At 56.3% G+C, this 19,393-nt stretch carries 14 protein-coding genes; 10 read left to right on the top strand and 4 right to left on the bottom strand.

Going from position 1 to position 19,393, the window contains the following annotated elements:
- Both RTX30_RS17665 and RTX30_RS17660 read left to right on the top strand, forming a co-directional pair.
- Window positions 1–5,828 (top strand): hemagglutinin repeat-containing protein (locus RTX30_RS17665; RefSeq protein WP_312691469.1); only part of this gene is annotated, 5,828 nt, incomplete at its 5' end.
- Entirely contained in the window at window positions 5,825–6,019 is a 195-nt protein-coding gene (locus tag RTX30_RS17660; RefSeq protein WP_312691468.1) for a CPCC family cysteine-rich protein, read from the top strand. The genes RTX30_RS17665 and RTX30_RS17660, both read left to right, overlap by 4 nt.
- Window positions 6,020–6,089: 70 nt before the next feature.
- On the opposite strand, the gene RTX30_RS17655 is transcribed toward RTX30_RS17660, so the two are convergent.
- The gene (locus RTX30_RS17655; RefSeq protein WP_312691467.1) at window positions 6,090–7,178 is read right to left on the bottom strand and encodes an oxidoreductase; all 1,089 of its coding nucleotides are present in this window, start codon (window positions 7,176–7,178) and stop codon (window positions 6,090–6,092) included.
- Between the two features lie 161 nt (window positions 7,179–7,339).
- Between RTX30_RS17655 and RTX30_RS17650 the strand changes: the two genes are divergently transcribed.
- From RTX30_RS17650 to RTX30_RS17635, 4 genes are all read left to right on the top strand, one after another.
- Window positions 7,340–8,842: a sugar ABC transporter ATP-binding protein gene (locus tag RTX30_RS17650; RefSeq protein ID WP_312691466.1), complete on the top strand. Its 1,503-nt coding sequence runs from the start codon at window positions 7,340–7,342 to the stop codon at window positions 8,840–8,842.
- Window positions 8,839–9,834, top strand: coding sequence for an ABC transporter permease (locus RTX30_RS17645; protein WP_312691465.1), 996 nt, complete (start codon window positions 8,839–8,841; stop codon window positions 9,832–9,834). The genes RTX30_RS17650 and RTX30_RS17645 overlap by 4 nt, the downstream gene beginning before the upstream one ends.
- A 19-nt stretch (window positions 9,835–9,853) precedes the next feature.
- A complete protein-coding gene (locus tag RTX30_RS17640) occupies window positions 9,854–10,918 on the top strand; it encodes a sugar ABC transporter substrate-binding protein (protein WP_312691464.1) in 1,065 nt (354 codons plus the stop codon).
- 69 nt (window positions 10,919–10,987) lie between these two features.
- Window positions 10,988–12,232 carry an LVIVD repeat-containing protein gene (locus RTX30_RS17635; protein ID WP_312691463.1) on the top strand — a complete coding sequence of 415 codons (1,245 nt, stop codon included), beginning with the start codon at window positions 10,988–10,990 and terminating at the stop codon, window positions 12,230–12,232.
- 64 nt (window positions 12,233–12,296) lie between these two features.
- Here RTX30_RS17635 and mtnK read toward each other — a convergent pair whose 3' ends face one another.
- Window positions 12,297–13,496 (bottom strand): S-methyl-5-thioribose kinase, encoded by a 1,200-nt coding sequence (gene mtnK, locus RTX30_RS17630; RefSeq protein ID WP_312691462.1) that lies wholly within the window; start codon window positions 13,494–13,496, stop codon window positions 12,297–12,299.
- Between the two features lie 104 nt (window positions 13,497–13,600).
- Here mtnK and mtnA point away from each other — a divergent pair, with 104 nt between their 5' ends.
- Complete coding sequence (gene mtnA, locus RTX30_RS17625; RefSeq protein WP_312691461.1) at window positions 13,601–14,617, top strand: S-methyl-5-thioribose-1-phosphate isomerase; 1,017 nt, start codon at window positions 13,601–13,603, stop codon at window positions 14,615–14,617.
- A 71-nt stretch (window positions 14,618–14,688) separates the two neighbouring features.
- On the opposite strand, the gene RTX30_RS17620 is transcribed toward mtnA, so the two are convergent.
- A complete protein-coding gene (locus RTX30_RS17620; protein WP_312691460.1) occupies window positions 14,689–15,117 on the bottom strand; it encodes a hypothetical protein in 429 nt (142 codons plus the stop codon).
- A gap of 211 nt (window positions 15,118–15,328) precedes the next feature.
- On the opposite strand from RTX30_RS17620, the gene RTX30_RS17615 reads away from it, so the two are divergent.
- From RTX30_RS17615 to RTX30_RS17605, 3 genes are read left to right on the top strand one after another with little or no spacing between them, the layout of a single operon-like run.
- Window positions 15,329–16,447, top strand: a complete 1,119-nt coding sequence (locus RTX30_RS17615; RefSeq protein WP_312691459.1) for an ABC transporter substrate-binding protein — start codon at window positions 15,329–15,331, stop codon at window positions 16,445–16,447.
- Window positions 16,448–16,506: 59 nt separating this feature from the next.
- Window positions 16,507–17,535: an iron ABC transporter permease gene (locus RTX30_RS17610; protein WP_312691473.1), complete on the top strand. Its 1,029-nt coding sequence runs from the start codon at window positions 16,507–16,509 to the stop codon at window positions 17,533–17,535.
- Complete coding sequence (locus tag RTX30_RS17605) at window positions 17,532–18,323, top strand: ABC transporter ATP-binding protein (protein ID WP_312691458.1); 792 nt, start codon at window positions 17,532–17,534, stop codon at window positions 18,321–18,323. Before RTX30_RS17610 ends, RTX30_RS17605 begins: the two co-directional genes overlap by 4 nt.
- Here RTX30_RS17605 and RTX30_RS17600 read toward each other — a convergent pair.
- Window positions 18,320–19,243 carry a LysR family transcriptional regulator gene (locus RTX30_RS17600; protein WP_312691457.1) on the bottom strand — a complete coding sequence of 308 codons (924 nt, stop codon included), beginning with the start codon at window positions 19,241–19,243 and terminating at the stop codon, window positions 18,320–18,322. The two genes, RTX30_RS17605 and RTX30_RS17600, sit on opposite strands and share 4 nt — an antisense overlap.
- Window positions 19,244–19,393 lie beyond the last annotated feature (150 nt).

The following is a 19,393-nucleotide window of genomic DNA, read 5'->3' as shown; positions in this document are numbered from 1 at the left end:
GCGAGGTGGTCAACACCTCCGGCAATATCGAGACCACGAACGGTGATATCACCATCCGCACCGCGAAATTGCTCAATGAACGCGAGGGGATCAGTGAGTCGCGCAGCTATCAGGCGGCGGCAGGGAGTCCTGCGGCAGGCGGTGCCAGCTCGATCCAGGTGAGAGTCCGGGATCTTCCCCCGGACGAATGGGGATACATTTTTACGATTATCAATAACGCGGGCGGTGGTGGTGCGATTGGTGATGTCGTGCCAATGGCCAAAGGCAGTGTGAAACGCTACTTAGTCGGTTCCACCGTGGTTAACGTCACGGCGAAGGGGGGCGCCTCGCAAATTTCTGCGGGACACAATCTTAACGTGAATGCCGCCACGCTGAATAACCAGGCCAGTAATTTAATGGCTGGCAATGAGGTAAACCTCGCGGGGACCACACTGAATAACCAGTCTTATTTTGGCTATTCAGAGGATGAATACAGGACTTACCGATACCACGGGAAAACAGGCAAAGCATCCAGTATCGATGGAACGCCTACTTCGGTAAAAAATAAAAACCGTGTCGTGACGTATACACTGGACGGTGCACCGGAGTATGACACGCATAATACCGATCAGGTCTTTCGCTCGGTGATTCAGGCTGGCGGTAGGGTTAACGCCAACTTTTCGAGCAATATCAGTAATACCGCGACGACATCAAATGGTGGGGGAATAACCCATGCCATTGCAGCCCCTTCGCTGAACAGCCTGAGCAATCAGGCCATTGGCTCCGGGGTACAAAAACAGAGCCTGAATAACGGCAGTGTGTTGACAGTCAACTCTCCGCAGTGGCAGGACCAGTTGCACAACGCCCTGCAACACATCAACGGTGGCGGCGCGCTGGAGAGTGGCGGCGCTGCCGGGGCGGAGATGGGCGGCATCCGCACGCAACAAAAAGGCAGTGCCAGTCTTGGCAGTCTCGCCAGTGCGGGCGTCACCAGTGCGGCGTTGAAAAACATCAGTAATGGCACCCTGAGCCAGCATCAGGGTAAATCTGTCGACACCAGCGCTTATCCGCTGCCGTCCGGTAATAACGGCTATTTTGTGGTGTCGGATAACCCGAAAAGCCCGTATCTCATTACCATTAACCCGAAACTCGACGGCCTCGGGCAGCTTGACCCGAACCTGTTTGGCGATCTGAACAAACTGCTCGGCATCACCCCGCCGTCCGCTCCGCGCGAAACCAACAGCGCCTATACCGACGAGAAAAAATTCCTCGGCTCCTCGTACATGCTGAGTCGCATCAAACTGAACCCGGACTACGACTACCGTTTCCTCGGCGATGCGGCATTCGACACCCGTTATGTCAGTAACGTGGTGCTGAACCAGACCGGCAGCCGCTACCTTAACGGCATCGGTACCGATCTCGACCAGATGCGTTACCTGATGGATAACGCCGCCAGTGCCCAGCAGTCGCTGGGGCTGAAGTTTGGTGTGGCGCTTTCCGCCGATCAAATCGCTTCGCTCGATCACAGCATTCTGTGGTGGGAAGCTGCCACGATTAACGGCGAAACGGTGATGATCCCCAAAGTTTACCTGTCGCCAAAAGACGTGACGGTCAACAACGGCAGCGTCATTGCCGGTAATAATGTCAGCCTGAAAGGCGGCAGTGTCACCAACAGTGGCAGTACGCTGATTGCCAAAAATGCACTCAGCCTTGAGAGCCAGGGGGCAATTAACAACCTCAGTGACGGCGCGCTGAAAGCCGGCGGGAGCCTCAATTTAAGCGCAATCGGCGATATTAATAACATCAGTTCAACCATCAACGGCAAAACGGTTGGCCTGGAGAGTCAGAACGGCAGTGTGAATAACGTCACACTGGCGAAAGAGTTTGAACTGAACAACACACGTGGCGGGCGTACCGTCAACGTTAAGGAAACCCTGCTGGGAAATACGGCGTCCATTGTCGCGCAGGATTCGCTGGGCATTCTTGCCGGGAAAGACATTTCAGTGAAAGGCGCCGCATTGTCAGCCGGTAGTGATCTCTTGTTAAACGCTTATGGCGATGTCTCCATCACCGCGAATCAAGTGAATAACAATGTCAGCCAGGCCGGTTACTACGGGAAAACCGTGCGGAATGTTTCTGCTTCGCAACAGGGGAGCGCGATCCTCGCGGGTGGCGATCTGAATGTTAAAGCGGGCAAGGACATTACACTCAGCGCAAGCAAGGCGAATGCAGAGAAGGCGGTTACCCTTGCTGCGGGTAACGACGTGCATTTGCAGGCTGCGGCGGCAACCGAAAGTCATCGTTTCCAGGCCAAAAAGAAAACCGTAATTAATGAGCAGGTGCGCCAGCAGGGCACAGAGATTGCCAGCGGTACTGACACGTTAATCATTGCTGGCCGGGATGTGAACGCCGAAGCGGCGCAGGTGACAACAAAAGGTAACATCGGTGTACTGGCCGGGCGCGACGTTAACCTGACGACGGCTACCGAAAGCGATTACCACTACAAAGAAGAGACCAAAACCAAAAAAGGTTTCCTGAGTAAAAGCACGACGCACACCATTTCAGAGCAGAGCGCTACGCGCGAAGCAGGAACCCTGCTGAGCGGAGACAGCGTGACAGTCAAAGCAGGTAATGACCTGCAGGTGAAAGGCTCTGCTGTGGTGGGCGACAGTGATGTGGCGCTGAATGCGGGTCACAACGTTGATATTACGGCGGCGACCAACACCGATGCCAACTGGCAACTGAAAGAAAAGAAAAAGAGCGGCCTGATGGGTTCCGGCGGCATCGGCTTTACCATCGGCAGCAGTAAAACGAAGCAGGATCTGAAGCAGAAAGGCACAACCCAGAGCCAGAGCACCAGTACCATTGGCAGCAATGGCGGAGACGTAAGCATCACTGCCGGTAATCAGTTACACGTTGGCGGCTCGGACGTTATCGCCAAAGATGCGCTCACCCTGACCGGTGACAGCGTGGTGATCGATCCGGGACATGACAAACGCACAACAGACCAGAAATTTGAGCAGAAGAGCAGTGGCCTGACAGTCGCGCTAACCGGTGCGATGGTCGATGCAGTCAACAGTGCCGTCACAACCGCCCAGGCGGCAAGCAAACAAAGTGATTCCCGTCTGGCTGCATTGCAGGCCACCAAATCGGTGCTTTCCGGCTATCAGGCTATGCAGGGCAAAGAGATGGCGGACACCACTGGCGAGCCCAATTCCGGTATCCGGGTCAGCGTTTCACTGACCACGCAGAAATCGAAATCTGAGCAGCACCAGGTATCGGATCAGGTCAGCGGTTCGACGCTGAATGCCGGCGGTGATCTGTCGATTAACGCCACCGGTAAAAATCATGAAGCCAACAGCGGCGACATTCTGGTTGCTGGCAGCAGCATGAAAGCGGGCGGCGATGCCAGCCTGAACGCGGCGCGGGATATTCTCCTGACCGGCGCGGCCAGTACGCAGAAAACCACCGGCAGTAACAGCAGCAGCGGTGGCGGTGTGGGCGTCAGCTTTGGCGTCGGCCAGGGAGGCGCAGGTCTCAGCGTCTTTGCCAATGTCAATGCGGCAAAAGGTCATGAAAAAGGCGACGGTACCGACTGGACCGAAACCACGCTGGACAGCGGGGGTAAGGTGTTGCTGCACAGTGGGCAGGATACATCGCTGACTGGCGCGCAGGTCAGCGGTAACCAGGTAACGGCGGACGTTGGGCGTAACCTGACCGTCACCAGCCTGCAGAACAGCAATAACTACGACTCGAAGCAAAGCAGCGTCAGCGCAGGTGGCAGCTTCACCTTCGGCAGCATGACGGGTTCGGGCTATGTCAACGTTAGCCAGGACAAAATGCACAGCACCTTCGACAGTGTCGCCGAGCAGAGCGGGATATTTGCCGGTGCGGGCGGCTTTGATGTTACGGTCGGCAACCATACTCAACTCAATGGCGGGGCTATTGGCAGCACGGCCACGGCAGATAAAAACAGCCTTGATACCGGTACGCTGGGCTACAGCAATATCACCAACAAAGCGGACTACAAGGTTTCGCACTCCGGCGGTGGCTTCAGCTCCTCCGCGAGCATGGGGGCGCAGGCTGCATTAAATGCAGCCAGTACGCTGATGTCGAGCGTGGGCGGTTCGGGGCATGCACAGGGCACCACCCAGGCGGCAGTTTCAGACGGCACAATCACGGTTCGCAATACGGCGAACCAGCAGCAGGATGTCAGCGGGCTGCAAAGGGATGTGACCCAGGCCAACGACGCCATCAGCCCGATCTTTAACAAAGAGAAGGAGCAGAATCGCCTGCAGGCCGTACAGATGGTCAGCGATATTGGCAATCAAGTGGCGGATATTGTGCGCACCCAGAGCGATATCGATGGTCTGAAAGCGGCGATCGCCAAAACCGGCACGTCGCTTGAGGGGCTGCCGGAGAAAGAGCGCCTGCAAAAACTGGCGGTATTACGCAATACGCCAGAGTACAAAAAGGTGGCCGATAACACCGGTACCGGCAGTGATGTGCAGCGTGCGATCACCGCTGCAACCGCTGCTATCAGCGGGCTGGCGGGCGGCAATATCAATGCGGCGTTGGCGGGGGCTGCGGCACCGTATATCGCCAATGAAATCGGTAAAAACATCACCGACCAGAATACCGCAGCGGGGATTATGGCCCATGCGGTCGTCAATGCTGTGCTGGCGAAAGTGCAGGGTCAGGATGCACTGGTCGGCGCTTCTGGCGCGGTAGTGGGTGAAGCCACGGGCATTTTGCTGGCGAAGCAGGTGTACGGCAAAGATCCTGCCGCGCTGACGGATACCGAAAAACAGACCGTTGCGGCGCTCTCTACGCTGGTGTCCGGGCTGTCTGGCGGATTGATGGGCGGCAACACGGAAACGGCAGCCGCGGCGGCGAAGGTCGGGCAAACAACGGTCGAAAATAATGCCCTGAAAAGAAAAGACGCCACGGAATTATTCAAGCAACTCAATGAATGCAAAGATGACACTTGCCGCAAAGAGGTCACCAAAAAGTATGCGGCAATCTCCAAAGAGCAGGAAGCCAGCGTGGCGAACTGCAAGGGGGCAGAGTGCCGGGAAAAAATTAAGGAGATGCAGGACATCACATCAGACTATGCGGAACGTTCCGAAGAACTGATGAACGCCTGGCATGAAGGACGCCACCTCACGGATGCCGAGTTCCAGGAATTAATGTACTTGCGCAGTACCGGGGCGGATCTGCAAAGGGTCACATTGATGGCCGTGCGTAACGGCGGGTCGGCGCGAGACTTGCTGGATGCCATGGCCGACGCTGCGGGGGCGAACCTGGTTGGCGGTGGCAAACGCGGCCCGTCCAAAGCCACGTCGGGGAAAGAGAGTCAAACTGGCAGTAAAAACATGCCCCCGGAGGAAAGTCCGCAGCCCGAACTGAGCGCTGGTGACTGGAAAGCCGGTAAAGGTGACTACAGCGAAACGCAAAATGGCGTTACCACGGTTGAGCATCCGACAGGTAAATATGATGGTAACGGGCTGCCTTATACGCAGGAGAGTAGTGCCCAGGCCTCAGGAAAAAATAAAGATACGCAAATATGGACTGGCACTAAAAAAAGCGATCCGGTGACCAATGCGTATGAGCACTGGGATAAACACAAATCTGAGTTTCCTGAGTACCAAAACGCAACCCAATATGTGAATGCTACGCATGATTTTGTTACGAGGCCACCTGAGGGAACACTCACGAAAACGCGGCCTAATGGCGACACCTTGTATTACAATCCGGCAAGCAATACTTTTGCCGCTAAAGATGCGAATGGCGTGCCCAGAACCATGTTCAGGCCCGAAAAAGCGATGGAATACTGGAATAAACAATGACAGAAGACGACTTAAATTCATGCCCATGTTGTGGCCACAAAACAATAAGCGAACCTGGATGCTATGAGGTTTGCCCTGTCTGTGACTGGGAGGATGATCCTGTTCAATCATCCGACCCCGCTTTTGCTGGCGGAGCAAATGCATTAAGCCTGGAGGATGCCAGAAGGGAATTTTTGCAGAAATCCAGTTAGCGTTACTACAAGGACGCTGAGGTGGAAAGGATCCCGTCCGGTGCTGCACTTCGCAGCACCGGGCCTGGCATCACCGCGAGAGTGTTTCGACTTTTTCAAACGCCGCGCGCAACGTGTCGGCAGACAACTCAACCGGGAGATAGTGGATCGACTCGACCGGGCGCAGCGTGTGGGCAATCACCTTGTCCAGTTCGGCGCGGTTTGTGATGTCGACATCCAGCGCTGCCAGCGAGGTCGGCAGATGAAAACGCTGATAGGCGTTAATCAATTGCGCCAGCACATCCTCCTGGCCGAGCAGCGCGCTCTGCACCAAAATGCCATACGCCACTTTCGTGCCGTGAAGGAATTTATCCGTTTGCGGCAGCACCGTTAGCCCGTTGTGCACCGCGTGTGCGGCAGCGACGCGGGTATAACGCTCGCCCAGCCCGCCGACCATCCCACCGCCGGCAATAATCGCATCCACCACATCGCGAAACGCCTGTGTCACTTCCCCACGTTGTTGATCGGCCAACGCCTCTTCACTGCGCTCAAGCAACACATCACGGATCGCCAGCGCGCCGTTAATGCCCAGACGCACCGTTAACGGCAGATTTTCCGGTTGTGGCGCCAGTACCACCGCTTCGTACCATTTCGCCAGCGTATCGCCGATGCCTGCCAGCAGGTATTCCGCCGGGGCATTAAGGATAATGCGCGGCTCCACCAGTACCAGGAAGTTGGCGTCGTCGAAAATCTCAAATTGCAGCGCCTGACCGGCATCGTTGTACCACACCGACAACGGTGTCCACGCGGCACAGGTCGCAGCGATAGTCGGAATAGCGACCACCGGTAAAGCGAGACGGCGTGCGACGGCTTTGACGGTATCCAGCAATGCGCCGCCGCCAACACCGATCACCACCGCACGGTCACCGCCGGCCTGCTGCACCAGTTCGCTCACATCACGCTCGCTGCAGTGGCCTTTAAACAGAATGTGTTTTGCCCCCGGTGCGTTAAACCCTTCCGGCAGGAACGCGTTTGCGCCCGCAAACGCGCGCTCACCGTAGATCCAGACCGCGCGGGAGAGCTGCTCTGCGGTGTAGAAGTCGTGCAATCGCGCAAGGCTGCCCGCGTGAGAGTAGTAGTTAGCCGGACCGGCGACGACGCGAATATCTGTGTTGCTCATGAGTGGTGTCCTTGTGCAGAATGCTAACCCGATGTTATGTCTGGACATCCGGATGGCTAATAATATTTCGCTTTATCTTATGCCTTTTCTGTCGTTGCCAGTCAAGCGAGGCTGTGAAAAATTCGTTAAATCAACCTATTAATGGCAGGAATTTCCGCAGCATGAGCAACCACCATCTCGAAATGCGTACCATAAGCCTGGCCTTTGGCGGCTTTAAGGCGTTGTCGCAGGTCGATTTCACGTTGCGTGGCGGTTCTGTGCATGCCTTAACCGGCGCCAATGGTGCGGGGAAATCGACGTTAATGGCGGTGTTGTGCGGCACGCACGATCACTACGAAGGCGAAATCAGCATTAATAACCAGGTCGTGTCGATCCGCTCCCCGCGTGATGCCAAACAGCTCGGTATCCATTTGGTGCAGCAGGAAGTGGATGTAGCACTGATACCCGGCCTCAGTATTGCTGAAAACATCATGCTCGATAAGCTGGCAGACGAGGGGCATCGCTACCGTTGGGGCGCCATCCGCCAGCAGGCGCAGCAGGCACTCGCGCAACTGGATGTGGTCATGGATGTGAAACGCATCATTGATACCTGCACCCTGGCAGAGAAACAACACATTTTGCTGGCCCGCGCGCTCTCCCATCATTGCCGCTTCTTGATCCTCGATGAGCCTACCGCACCGCTCGATCAACATGAAAGTGAGCGCTTATTCACCGTCGTCCGACGCCTGCAGCAACAAGGCATTGGCGTGGTATTTATCTCGCATCGCATTCACGAACTGAAAGCGATTTGCGACACCTTAACCGTACTGCGCGACGGCAAACGGATTGAGTCCGGTCCGATGGACGGGCTGAGCGGCGAACAGATTGTTGAAAAGATGCTCGGGCATGAACTGAGCGATATTTATCCCCCGGCACGCCCGCCACACAGCGATGAGGTGCTGCTCAGCATTGACGGTTTGCACGATGATGGCGTGCTGAAAGATATTTCGCTGCGGCTGCGTAAAGGCGAAATCCTTGGCATTGCCGGGTTAGCCGGTGCCGGAAAAACGGAACTCTGTAAAGCGTTGTTTGGTGCCAGCAAAAGCCGGATAACCCGTGGTGAATTGAACAACCAGCCGTGGCGGCCCCGCGATCCGGCGGATTCAGTGACGCGTGGGCTGGCGCTGGTACCGGAAGAGCGGCGCAAAGAGGGCGTTTTTATCGACGAGCCCATCAGCATGAATTTATCCATCAGCGCAGATAACAGCTTTTCGCGCTGGAGCCTGTTTAGTCACCGCCAGGCCTGGCGCTGGGCGCAGGAAGTGATTGCCCGCGTCGGTGTACGCACCAGTGGGCCGGGGCAAGCGCTGCGCCGCCTCTCGGGCGGGAATCAACAAAAAGTGGCGATTGGTAAATGGCTACGTGGTAACGCCAACGTGCTGATTTTTGACGAGCCGACAAAAGGGGTGGACGTCAAAGCAAAAACCGATCTGTTCCAGCTTATTGATGGCCTGGCGCGGGAAGGCAAGGGTGTGATTTACGCCTCGGGCGAATTTGCCGAACTGGTGGGTTTGTGCGATCGGATTTGTGTGCTGTGGGACGGGCGCATTGTGGCAGAAGTGCCGGGTCTGGATGCCCGCGAAGAGACACTACTTTATTATTCCACCGGAGGAACGGCGCCGTGAGTAAGGCCCTGTCAGTCAATGCGGCGGCCTCGCCGCGCCAGCAGTTTTTTGATTTTTTGTATAAATGGGGCATGTTGCTGACCGTGGTCGCGCTGGTTGCGATTTTCGGTTTATCGTCCGACAACTTCCTCGATCCGTTCAACATCATCAATATTCTGCGCTCGATTGCCATCGTGACGGTGATTGCGATTGGCGTTTCTATTTCGCTGACCATTGGCGGTTTTGATCTCTCTGTCGGTTCAACCGCGTCGCTGGCTAATGCGCTGGTGATTTCGCTGTTTGTCTGGCACGGCTTTGGCACGACCGAAGCCATCATCGTTACCCTGCTGCTTTGTACGCTGGTCGGGCTGTTTAATGCCTTCCTGATCGTTGTGCTGCGCATTCCCGACATGCTGGCAACGCTGGGCAGCCTGTTTGTGATCCAGGGCGTGGCGATGACCTACAGCTACGGCGGCTCCATTACTGAAAATATGGTGTTACCGAGCGGGGAGATGGCGGAAGGAACAATCCCGGCCGTGTTCAGCCTGCTGGGTCAGGTACCCATTATTGTGATCATCATGCTGGTGGTGACCATTGTTGCGCAATTGGGGCTGTCGCTGACCACGCACGGCCGGCGGATGTACGCCATTGGCGGCAACCCGGAAGCGGCGCGGCTGTCTGGCATTCGCACCACGCGCTACAAAGTGGCCGCTTATGTCATCTCGTCACTGCTGGCAGGCGCAGGTGGCATTTTACTGGCGTCGCGCATTGGATCGTCGCAGGTCAACGCCGGGAGCGGTTACCTGATGGATGCCGTGGCAGCAGCGTGGATCGGCTTTTCACTGGCAGGCTCCGGCAAACCTAACGCGCTGGGTACGCTGGTGGGGGCGGTGATCCTCGGCGTGCTGCAAAACGGGCTGGTGATGCTGTCGGTGCCGTATTACGCGATGGACATTATTAAGGGGCTGGTGCTGGCCGGTGCTCTTGCGTTGACTTACTTCCAGCGTCGTTAATTATTCAGGGGAAACAGACATGAAAAAAATTGCACTCTCGCTGTTGGCGCTGGGGTTACTGAGCGCGCTACCGGGCCACGCGGCTACGCCTGCACCGGTGCCGGACGCTATTGCTAATCATAACGGGCCGGTACGTATTGCGCTTATCCGCAACCTCGGTTCCGATGATAACACCACCCAATTTGTCTCTGGCGCGTTGCAGGAAGGGAAGAAGCTGGGCTTTAAAATCAGCACATTCCTCAGCAACGGCGATGACGCGAAATTCCAGGACTTCGTTAACCAGGCGATTAGCCAGAAATATGACGGCATTATTCTCTCGCAGGGGCGCGATCCGTACTCGACCGATCTGATTAAAAAAGCCGTTGCCGCCGGGATTAAAGTGTCGGTGTTCGATACTGCCGTGAACGGTGAAATCCCGGGCGTGACCGTCACCCAGCAGGATGACGCTTCGCTGACCAAACTCTCTTTTGGCGAACTGGTGAAAGACTTCAACGGCAAAGCCAACATTATCAAACTGTGGGTGGCTGGCTTCCCGCCAATGGAGCGCCGCCAGGCCGCGTATGCAGAATTGCTGAAAGCTAACCCAGGTATTAAAGAGCTGGAATCCATTGGTGCCGTCTCTTCCGATGTGCAGGGCGATACGGCTAATAAAGTCGGCGCTGTGCTGGCGAAATACCCGAAAGGCAAAATCGATGCTATCTGGGGCACCTGGGATGCGTTCAGCCAGGGGGCGTATAAGGCGCTGAAAGAGAATGGACGCACCGAGATCAAACTCTACAGCATCGATGTCTCTAACCAGGATCTGCAACTGATGCGCGAAGCCAACAGCCCATGGAAAGTGAGCGTGGCGGTGGATCCGAAACTGATTGGTGCAACCAACGTTCGCCTGATCGCCAACAAGATTGCCGGTGAGCAGACGCCAGCGACGTATGACTTTAAAGCGGCGGCGATCCCGCAGGCGCTGCTGTCCAGCCAGCCTGGTGCGGTAAACGTTGCTTCGCTGGGTAAAATCATTCCGGGCTGGGGCCAGACTGAAGACTTTATCGCGCCGTGGTTCGCCACGCTGGAAGCGAAAAACAAATAATGCACAGGGCGAAACCGCAGGCCACATAGTGGCCTGCGAATCGCTTTGCGTCTGAAGACAGGATGACTCATGACAACTGAACTTCCGCCCCCGGAATACAGCCGCAATATGCGGCTGATCGGTCACAGCGACCAGGGAGGACGCCCGGATGGCGTCCAGTTAATGGTGCATCGCGGCTTCGCGTACATTGGACATATGGTGTCGCAGGGCTTTTCCATTGTTGATGTGCGCGACCCGAAAAACCCTAAAGACGCAGGCTATGTGCCCGCACCGCCAGGCACCTGGAATGTGCACTTGCAGGCGCACGACGATCTGCTGCTGGTGATCAACGCCCGCGATCTGTTCGCCGATGCGCGATTCGCCGACGAAAAAGTCTATTACACCCGCTCGGTGGGTGACACGGTTAGCGATGTGCAGAATAAAGGCTGGAGCGCCGGGTTGCGGGTATTTGATATCTCCACGCCCGATAAGCCACGTGAGATCGGCTTTTTGTCGCTGAGCGGCATTGGCATTCACCGCATCTGGTATGTTGGTGGGCGCTGGGCTTATGTCTCGGCACTGATCGACGGCTTCACGGACTATATTTTTCTGACTATCGATCTGGCCGATCCGCGTAAACCGCAGGTTGCCGGGCGCTGGTGGCTGCCCGGGATGAATCAGGCAGCAGGAGAAACGCCCGCATGGCCGGAAGGCAAACGTTATGCGCTGCATCATGCGATTATCGCAGGTGACACGGCTTACGGTAGCTGGCGCGATGGCGGCCTGACGCTGCTGGATGTGAAAGATCGTACCCAGCCGAAGCTCATAAGCCATCGTAACTGGAGCCCACCGTTTGGGGGCGGCACACATACCGCGTTACCCTTACCTGATCGCGATCTGCTGGTGGTGCTGGATGAAGCGGTGCTCGACCATCAGGAAGATGGCGAGAAACTGATTTGGCTGTTTGATATTCGGGAGCCGTCAAACCCGGTCAGCATTTCAACTTTCCCGCAGCCAGACGAGAGAGATTACGTGGCGAAAGGGGCGCATTTTGGCCCGCATAATCTGCATGAGAACCGCCCTGGCAGCTTTATCAGTTCGACGCTGATTTTTGCAACGTATCAGAATGCAGGGGTGCGCGCTTACGATATTTCCAACCCGTACCGCCCGGTCGAAACCGGGGCTCTGGTACCGGCTGCACCGGCAAAAATGATGGATACCCGACCAGGGCGCCCGCAGGTGATCCAGTCATGTGATGTGTTTGTGGATGCACAGGGCATTATTTACAGCACGGATTACAACGGCGGGCTTTCGATCATTGAATACCTGGGATAGGTGTTGTCGGCCGGTTACCTAACGCGCCATCGGGCGTTCCCCTATGGCGCAGAATAAATTCGTACTACGAATACTGGCGTACCCGTGCAATTAACTCATTGACGTTGTTAATACGTCCGGCAATCACGATCAGCGCTTTGCCCAGTGAAATGGCGTGGCGCAGGCAGGCATGGCGCATGTCTTCATCAGCGATGGTGTCGATATCCGCCACATGAGACAGCCCCACCGTGCGGCGAATTAGCTCGGTGCCGCAGAAGCCAATGGCGTCCACCCAGACTTTTTGCAAAAACGCACCGGCGTAACCCGGTTGCGCCAGGGCGGCATCCCGGGTCTTCTCTGCGGCCAGCGCCAGAAAGCGCGTGGAGAATGTGGTCCACAGCGTCTGGATGTCGCTCAAGCGCTGTTCGCGTGCTGCGGCCGCATCGCGAATACCCAGGTGCCCTGGCAGGCCGCAGTAGTTCAGCAGAAGATTGCCAATGGCGGTGCCGATGTCGAAGCCGATCGGGCCGAAATAACCGAACTCCGCATCGATGGCCTTCAGGCTGCCCTCGGCGACAAAGATCGAGCCACTGTGAATATCGCCGTGCAGCAACGCTTCAGCCTGAGAGAAGAAGCGATGCTTCAGAGACGCGACCGCCAGCTTCAGTTGTGCATCCTCGCGCAGTGCAGCGACATCGGCCTCCAGCGCTCCAGGGTAATTGTTACGCTCGTGGATCTGATAAGGATCGTTAAAGAACAGATCTTCGGTGATCTCACACATCTCCGGATTAATAAACTGCGCGACCCGGGCTTTTTTGCTGTGCGGGTGGAGGTAAAAATCGCTGGTATGAAACAGCGTTTGCGCGAGGTATTCACCGAGTTGCGTTGCAGCCTGCGGATAATAGGTATTGTTGATCAATTCTCCGCGCCAGATTTTATGGTCGGAGAGATCTTCCATCACCATTACCGCCAGCTCGGGGTCGAAGTGGTGAATGTGAACGGTATGCTGCGGGCAATGTTGATAATGCTCAACCAGCGTTTGTGCTTCCAGGCGGGCCCGGTCCAGCGTGAGCGGCCAGGACTCCCCAACGCAGCGCACATAAGGCAGGGCCTGTTTCACAATAATGCGGCTGACGCCCTGACGATCGAAGATTTTAAACACCAGGTTGAGGTTACCGTCGCCCACCTCCTGCGCATCAACCAGTTCGGTCGGATCTGCCAGACCGCCAAATTGTTGGGCGTAAGCCACCGCATCCTGGGCGGTAAAGGTATGGTATTGCGACATTGCCTCGATCCTCTTATTTTGCGAATAAAGCCATTTAGACGTCTATACATCCGGATTTCATCCTGACACAATACGATACAATAACGCAACAGGGATTTAACGATATGCAGTCATTACAGACCACCAGTCTGCGCGTCGCCGAAAATCAATTATTTATTCTCGATCAGCAGGCGTTACCGCAGGAGAAATGCTGGCTGCCGGCCAGTACGGTAGAAGAACTGGTCGGCCACATTCATGCCCTGCGCGTACGCGGCGCACCGCTGATTGGCCTCTCCGCCAGTCTTCTCCTGGCGTTGCTCGCCGAGCAGGGTGCAAACCGAGAGCAACTTGCACAGGCGCTGGAAACGCTGCGCGCCGCCCGCCCGACGGCGGTGAACCTGATGAATAACCTCGACAGAATGCGCCTGGCGCTGGCGCAGGAAGACAGGGTCTCCGCGCTGGCTACCGAGGCGCTGCGGCTTATTGAAGAAGACAAAAAACTCTGTGATGACATTGCCCGTGCCGGTGTGGCGTTGGTGACGCCCGGCAGCCGTTTGCTGACCCATTGCAACACGGGCGGTCTGGCAACGGCGGGCGTGGGAACAGCACTGGGAGTGATTGCGCGCGCGCATCAACAGGGCCGGGTAGCGAATGTCTGGGTCGATGAAACCCGGCCGCTGTTGCAGGGCGGGCGACTGACAGCCTGGGAGTTGGGGGAGCTGGGCGTACCTTACCAGCTGATCACCGATTCGATGGCTGCCAGCCTGATGGCAAAAGGGCAGGTGGATGCGGTGTGGGTCGGGGCGGATCGCATTGCGGCCAACGGGGACGTGGCGAATAAAATCGGCACATATTCCCTGGCGGTACTGGCAAAATTCCACGGCGTACCGTTTTATGTGGCGGCACCGCAAACCACCCTTGATCGGCATTGCCCTCATGGCGACGCCATTCCTATTGAGCAGCGTGCAGCCGCAGAAGTTACTGGCGTTGCAGGCAGTTTTGGCGCAGTTCAGTGGGCACCAGAAACGGCACAGGTCTATAACCCGGCCTTCGACGTCACCCCCGCAGCGCTGATCAGCGGCTGGGTACTCGACAGCGGCGTGGTTACGCCAGCGGATGTGGCGCAGGGAATATTCCAGTAAGTTATGCCCGCGTCGTACCCCGGGGCAGGGCGTGGCTACTGCCCGGGGTTATCTCAGGTGCTTTCTCAGGTTCAGGCCGCCGGGTGCAGTAGCACGACATCGTCGTCTGTTTGTTTTGCCTGGCTCCCCGCAACGCTGCTGCCGTTATTTTCATAGCGCGGCGGGGTGATAACGGGGTAGACATAGCTCCCCACTTCGCTGCACCGCTCCGGGTTTTCTGCCCCGGCATAAAAAAGATAGTACTGGCCCGAATCCGGAAAAAAGGCGAGGTCATCGCCATTGCCAAAGGTGGTACTCCAGAACGGCACGCCAGCTTTGGTATGGTTTTGCTCTTTGCCGGAGGCCACCTGGAAATGGTCGCCCCATTTCATGGTGATCAGGTGATAGTTAAAAAACGATACCGTCAGTGCGCCGCGCGTCGGGCAGATGAGTTTTATGGCATCATCGGCGCGGGCCGTAGAGATTGCGCTGAGCAGCAGTAACAGCAGGGAAAATTTCATCGACAGGCTTCCGGAAAAATCAGGCAAAACACGAGAATAATCAATCGCGCCGGTGAACACTCGTAACAAACTATGTCAGAGAAACATAAAGCGAATCAGGATGTTAAGCAGAAGGGCAGACAAGAGTTTTCTGCTTTCTGTATATGTTTTGTTTAGCTTAACATGATAATAATTATCAAAATCATTCATGTCTTTCTGCGCAGGGTTGTTTATGCCAGCAAAATCCATCGTCAGGTTCGTTCTCTCCGCTTTTTTCGCCGTGCCTTTACTCGCTCATGCGACGCAATATCCCATTACCGTGACCGACTTTGCCGGCCGTAACGTCACCGTTGAACACGAACCTCAGCGCATTATTTTGCAGGACGGCCGCGACATCATGGCGATGGCGCTACTGGATCGCGATAACCCATTTAAACGGCTGGTAGCCTGGAACAATCTGGCGAAAAAACAGGACATTGCCACCTGGCAGATGCTGAAAACCCGCTGGCCCGAATCGACCACAGTGATGGATATGGGCTTTAGCGATAAAGGCAACGTAGACCTGGAAAGTGTGCTGGCGAAACAACCGGATCTGATGGTTGCGCAGCTGCGCGCCAAACCAGCGCTGATCGAAAGCGGCGTGCTGGGTAAGCTCACCGCGCTGAACATCCCGGTGATATTTATCGATTATGAAGTCGATCCGGCGAAAGACACGGCCGACAGTATCGATTTGCTAGGAAAAGTGGTGAACCGCGAGAGTAATGCGACGGCGTACTCCAGCTGGTATCGTCAGCAATTACATCACATTGAGCAGAAAACGGCCGCTATCCGCCCGCAACCGAAAGTGTTTGTTGAAGCGCTGGCCGGAAATGCAGATAGCTGCTGTTTCACTCACGGCCACAGCGGCTGGGGCGGGCTGGTTGAAGCTGTCGGCGCAAAGAATATCGGCTCCGATCTGCTGCCAGGCGCCAGCGGTTTTGTTGCGCTGGAGAAGCTGATTAGCGTCAATCCGGATGTCTATATTATGACCGGCTCGAAGCGCGGCAATAGCCAGGTGCTGCCGCTGGGGCTGGATGTGTCACCGCAAGAGGTGAACGCACAGGCGCAAGTATTGCTGCAACGTACCGGTATCCGTCAGATCCCGGCGGTCGCGGCGAAACATGTTTATGGCGTTTATCACCATTTCTACAACCATCCCTACAATATTGTCGGCATGGAATACCTGGCGAAAGATATTTACCCCCAGGCGTTTGCGGCTCTGAACCCGGATGAGACGTACCATTACATCATCAAAAACTTCACCAAACTGCCGGACAACCACTTTGTGTACAGCTGGCAGCAGGGCGAATAGACGTAATGAGTACTGCAATTGAGTCACATGAGCAGGGAACTGATGCACCGGCAGACAGCCTGATGCACCGTTACCGTGGGATTATCCGCAAACGCATCAGCCTGCTGGTCGTGCTGGTGGTGTTGATTATGGCGTCGATGCTGCTGGATTTTACTCTTGGGCCGTCCGGTCTGCCGCTGGATGTGCTGTGGCAAACGCTGGTCGATCCCACCAGTGTGAATGCCGGCACACAAGTGATTGTCTGGGATATCCGCCTGCCGTATGCGTTAATGGCGATCATTGTTGGCCTGACGCTGGGGCTGGCAGGCGCAGAGATGCAGACCATCCTTAATAACCCGCTGGCCAGTCCGTTTACGCTTGGTGTCTCCTCTGCCGCGGCGTTTGGCGCTGCGCTGGCGATTGTGCTCGGCATTGGTATTCCGGGCATCCCGGCGCAATGGTTTATTTCGGCCAATGCCTTTTTCTTTGCGCTACTGGCGGCGTTGTTGCTGGATGGCATCACCCGCTGGACACAGGTTGCGACCTCCGGCGTAGTGTTGTTTGGTATTGCGCTGGTGTTCACCTTTAACGCTCTGGTGTCGATGCTGCAATTTATCGCCAATGAAGATACGTTGCAGGGACTGGTGTTCTGGACCATGTGCAGCATTGCCCGCGCCTCGTGGGAGAAACTGGGTATTCTGCTGCTGGCGCTGGCGATCATCGTCCCGTTTTCCATGCTCAGTTCATGGAAGCTGACCTCGCTGCGTTTAGGCGAAGATCGCGCTATTAGCTTTGGTATCAATGTCCGCCGTTTGCGGCTGGCGACCCTTTTACGCATCAGCATTTTGTCGGCGTTGTCGGTGGCGTTTGTGGGGCCAATTGGTTTTATCGGCCTGGTGGCACCGCACATTGCGCGCCTGATGTTTGGCGAAGATCACCGCTTTTATCTGCCCGCCAGCGCATTGTTGGGCGCACTGGTGCTGTCGTTGGCCTCTATTGTTTCCAAAAACCTGATCTCCGGCGTCATTATCCCGGTGGGCATTGTCACCTCACTGGTGGGAGTGCCGTTCTTTATCACCATTATTGTGCGCCACCGGGGGAGTGTATGAATCAGCAAAGCGGCCTGACGCTGCGCGGTTTTGCCGCCGGTTACCACAAACGGCACATTATCAAGGATCTCTCCATTCCGCTGTTACCGCGCGGCAAGGTGACTATTCTGCTGGGGCCAAACGGCAGCGGTAAATCCACCCTGCTGCGCGCAATGGCCGGGCTGAATACCGCGCAGGGTGAGCTGCTGCTGGATGGCAGCGATCTGCTGAGTCAGCCGTTTGCGAAGCGGGCAGAGCAGGTGGTTTATCTGCCCCAGTCCTTGCCTGCGGGGGTGCATTTGCATGTGCTCGAGTCGATCATTGTGGCGCAACGCGCTTCCGGTGGGCTGCACAGCGCGGCGAAACAGGCGGAGGTAATGGGGCTGCTGCGTCAGCTTGGCATTGAGCATCTGGCACTGCATTTTCTTGACCAGCTCTCCGGCGGGCAGAAACAGCTGGTTGGGCTGGCGCAGTCGCTGATCCGTCAGCCATCGTTACTGTTGCTGGATGAGCCGTTAAGCGCGCTGGATTTGAACTACCAGTTCCACGTCATGGATTTGGTGAAACGCGAAACGCAACGCCGCAATATCGTCACTGTGGTGGTGGTTCATGATATCAATATCGCGCTGCGCCACGGCGATCATGTCCTGATCCTGAAAAACGGCGCGCTGGTCGCCAATGGTGAGCCGGATGAGGTGATCACACCGCCCACGCTGGCGCAGGTCTATGGTGTGCGCGGGCGCGTTGAGCCGTGCTCGCAGGGGATGAAACAGGTCATTATCGACGGTTTAACCCGGCAGGCGAGCTAGCGCATACGCACCATCCACTGCTGGTGCTCCTCATTAAGCGTCCCGGCCGCCATTTCCAAAAATGCCGTCACCGCCGCCGGGCGATGTTTACTGCCCGGCGCCTGAATTTGCAGCGTGCGCTGGCTCAGCGAAGTATTATTGATGGTTTTCAGCGTCATCCCCTCGCGCCCGGCGCGCCACAACACACTAAAGTGACTGCACACGGTAATGGCGTGCGGCGTATGGCGGGTAAAGTCATACAGCGCGGAGAAGTTATTACTGCTGAAGGCCGGTTCGAGAAACGTGCCCGCCATGCGGCACGAGAGATCGAACAGCTGGCGGAGCGTGGTTCCGGTTTCCGGCAGCACCAGCGGATAGTGGTGTAAATCGCTAATAGCAACGCTCTGCTGTTGCACCAGCGGATGGGCGGAGTCCAGTAACAGCAATACCGGCGCAGGCCATGCGGCAATGATCTCCACTTCCCGTTCCGGCGCGAGGCTAAACTGGAAGGCAACATCGCATTCGCTGCGGCGGATCCACTCCGCCACCTGCATTGCGCTACCCACCTGTAAATCGAAACTCACCCCCGGATGGCGCAGACGAAAGCGTGCCAGCAGGCCAGGCAGCAGATCAAAGGCCATACCGTCGGTGCAGACGATACGCACCAGCGCTTTACGTACTGCTTTTAACCCTTGAATTTCCGCCAGGGCGTATTCCATATCACGCATGCTTTTGCGCACATGATGAGCAAGAATTTGCCCGGCATCGGTGAGCACCATACCGCGCGCGTGGCGTTCGAACAGCGTCACGCCAAGCCGCGACTCCAGTTTTTGGATCTGTCGACTGATGGCGGAACCCGCCACAAACAGTTGTTCGCTGGCCGTGCTAAGCGAGCCGGATGTCGCCACCGCCAGGAAGTAACGCAGTTCATTGGTCAGCATGGGGGGTCCTGTGCATTGCCCTGAGATTGTGCAGTTTACCCTTATCAAAAAGGCAACGCCTAGTTGCAATTATTATTATTGTGGCAAGGCTCTGTTCTGGTTTAGAACAAAAAGACAACAACAGATATTTGCGCCACAGGCAGCAAATTG

It is taken from the genome of Kosakonia sp., from assembly GCF_032052965.1.
Lineage (GTDB): Bacteria > Pseudomonadota > Gammaproteobacteria > Enterobacterales > Enterobacteriaceae > Kosakonia.
The sequence above is the reverse complement of the archived record's forward strand: the minus strand, read 5'-3'. Positions and strand labels throughout refer to the sequence as shown.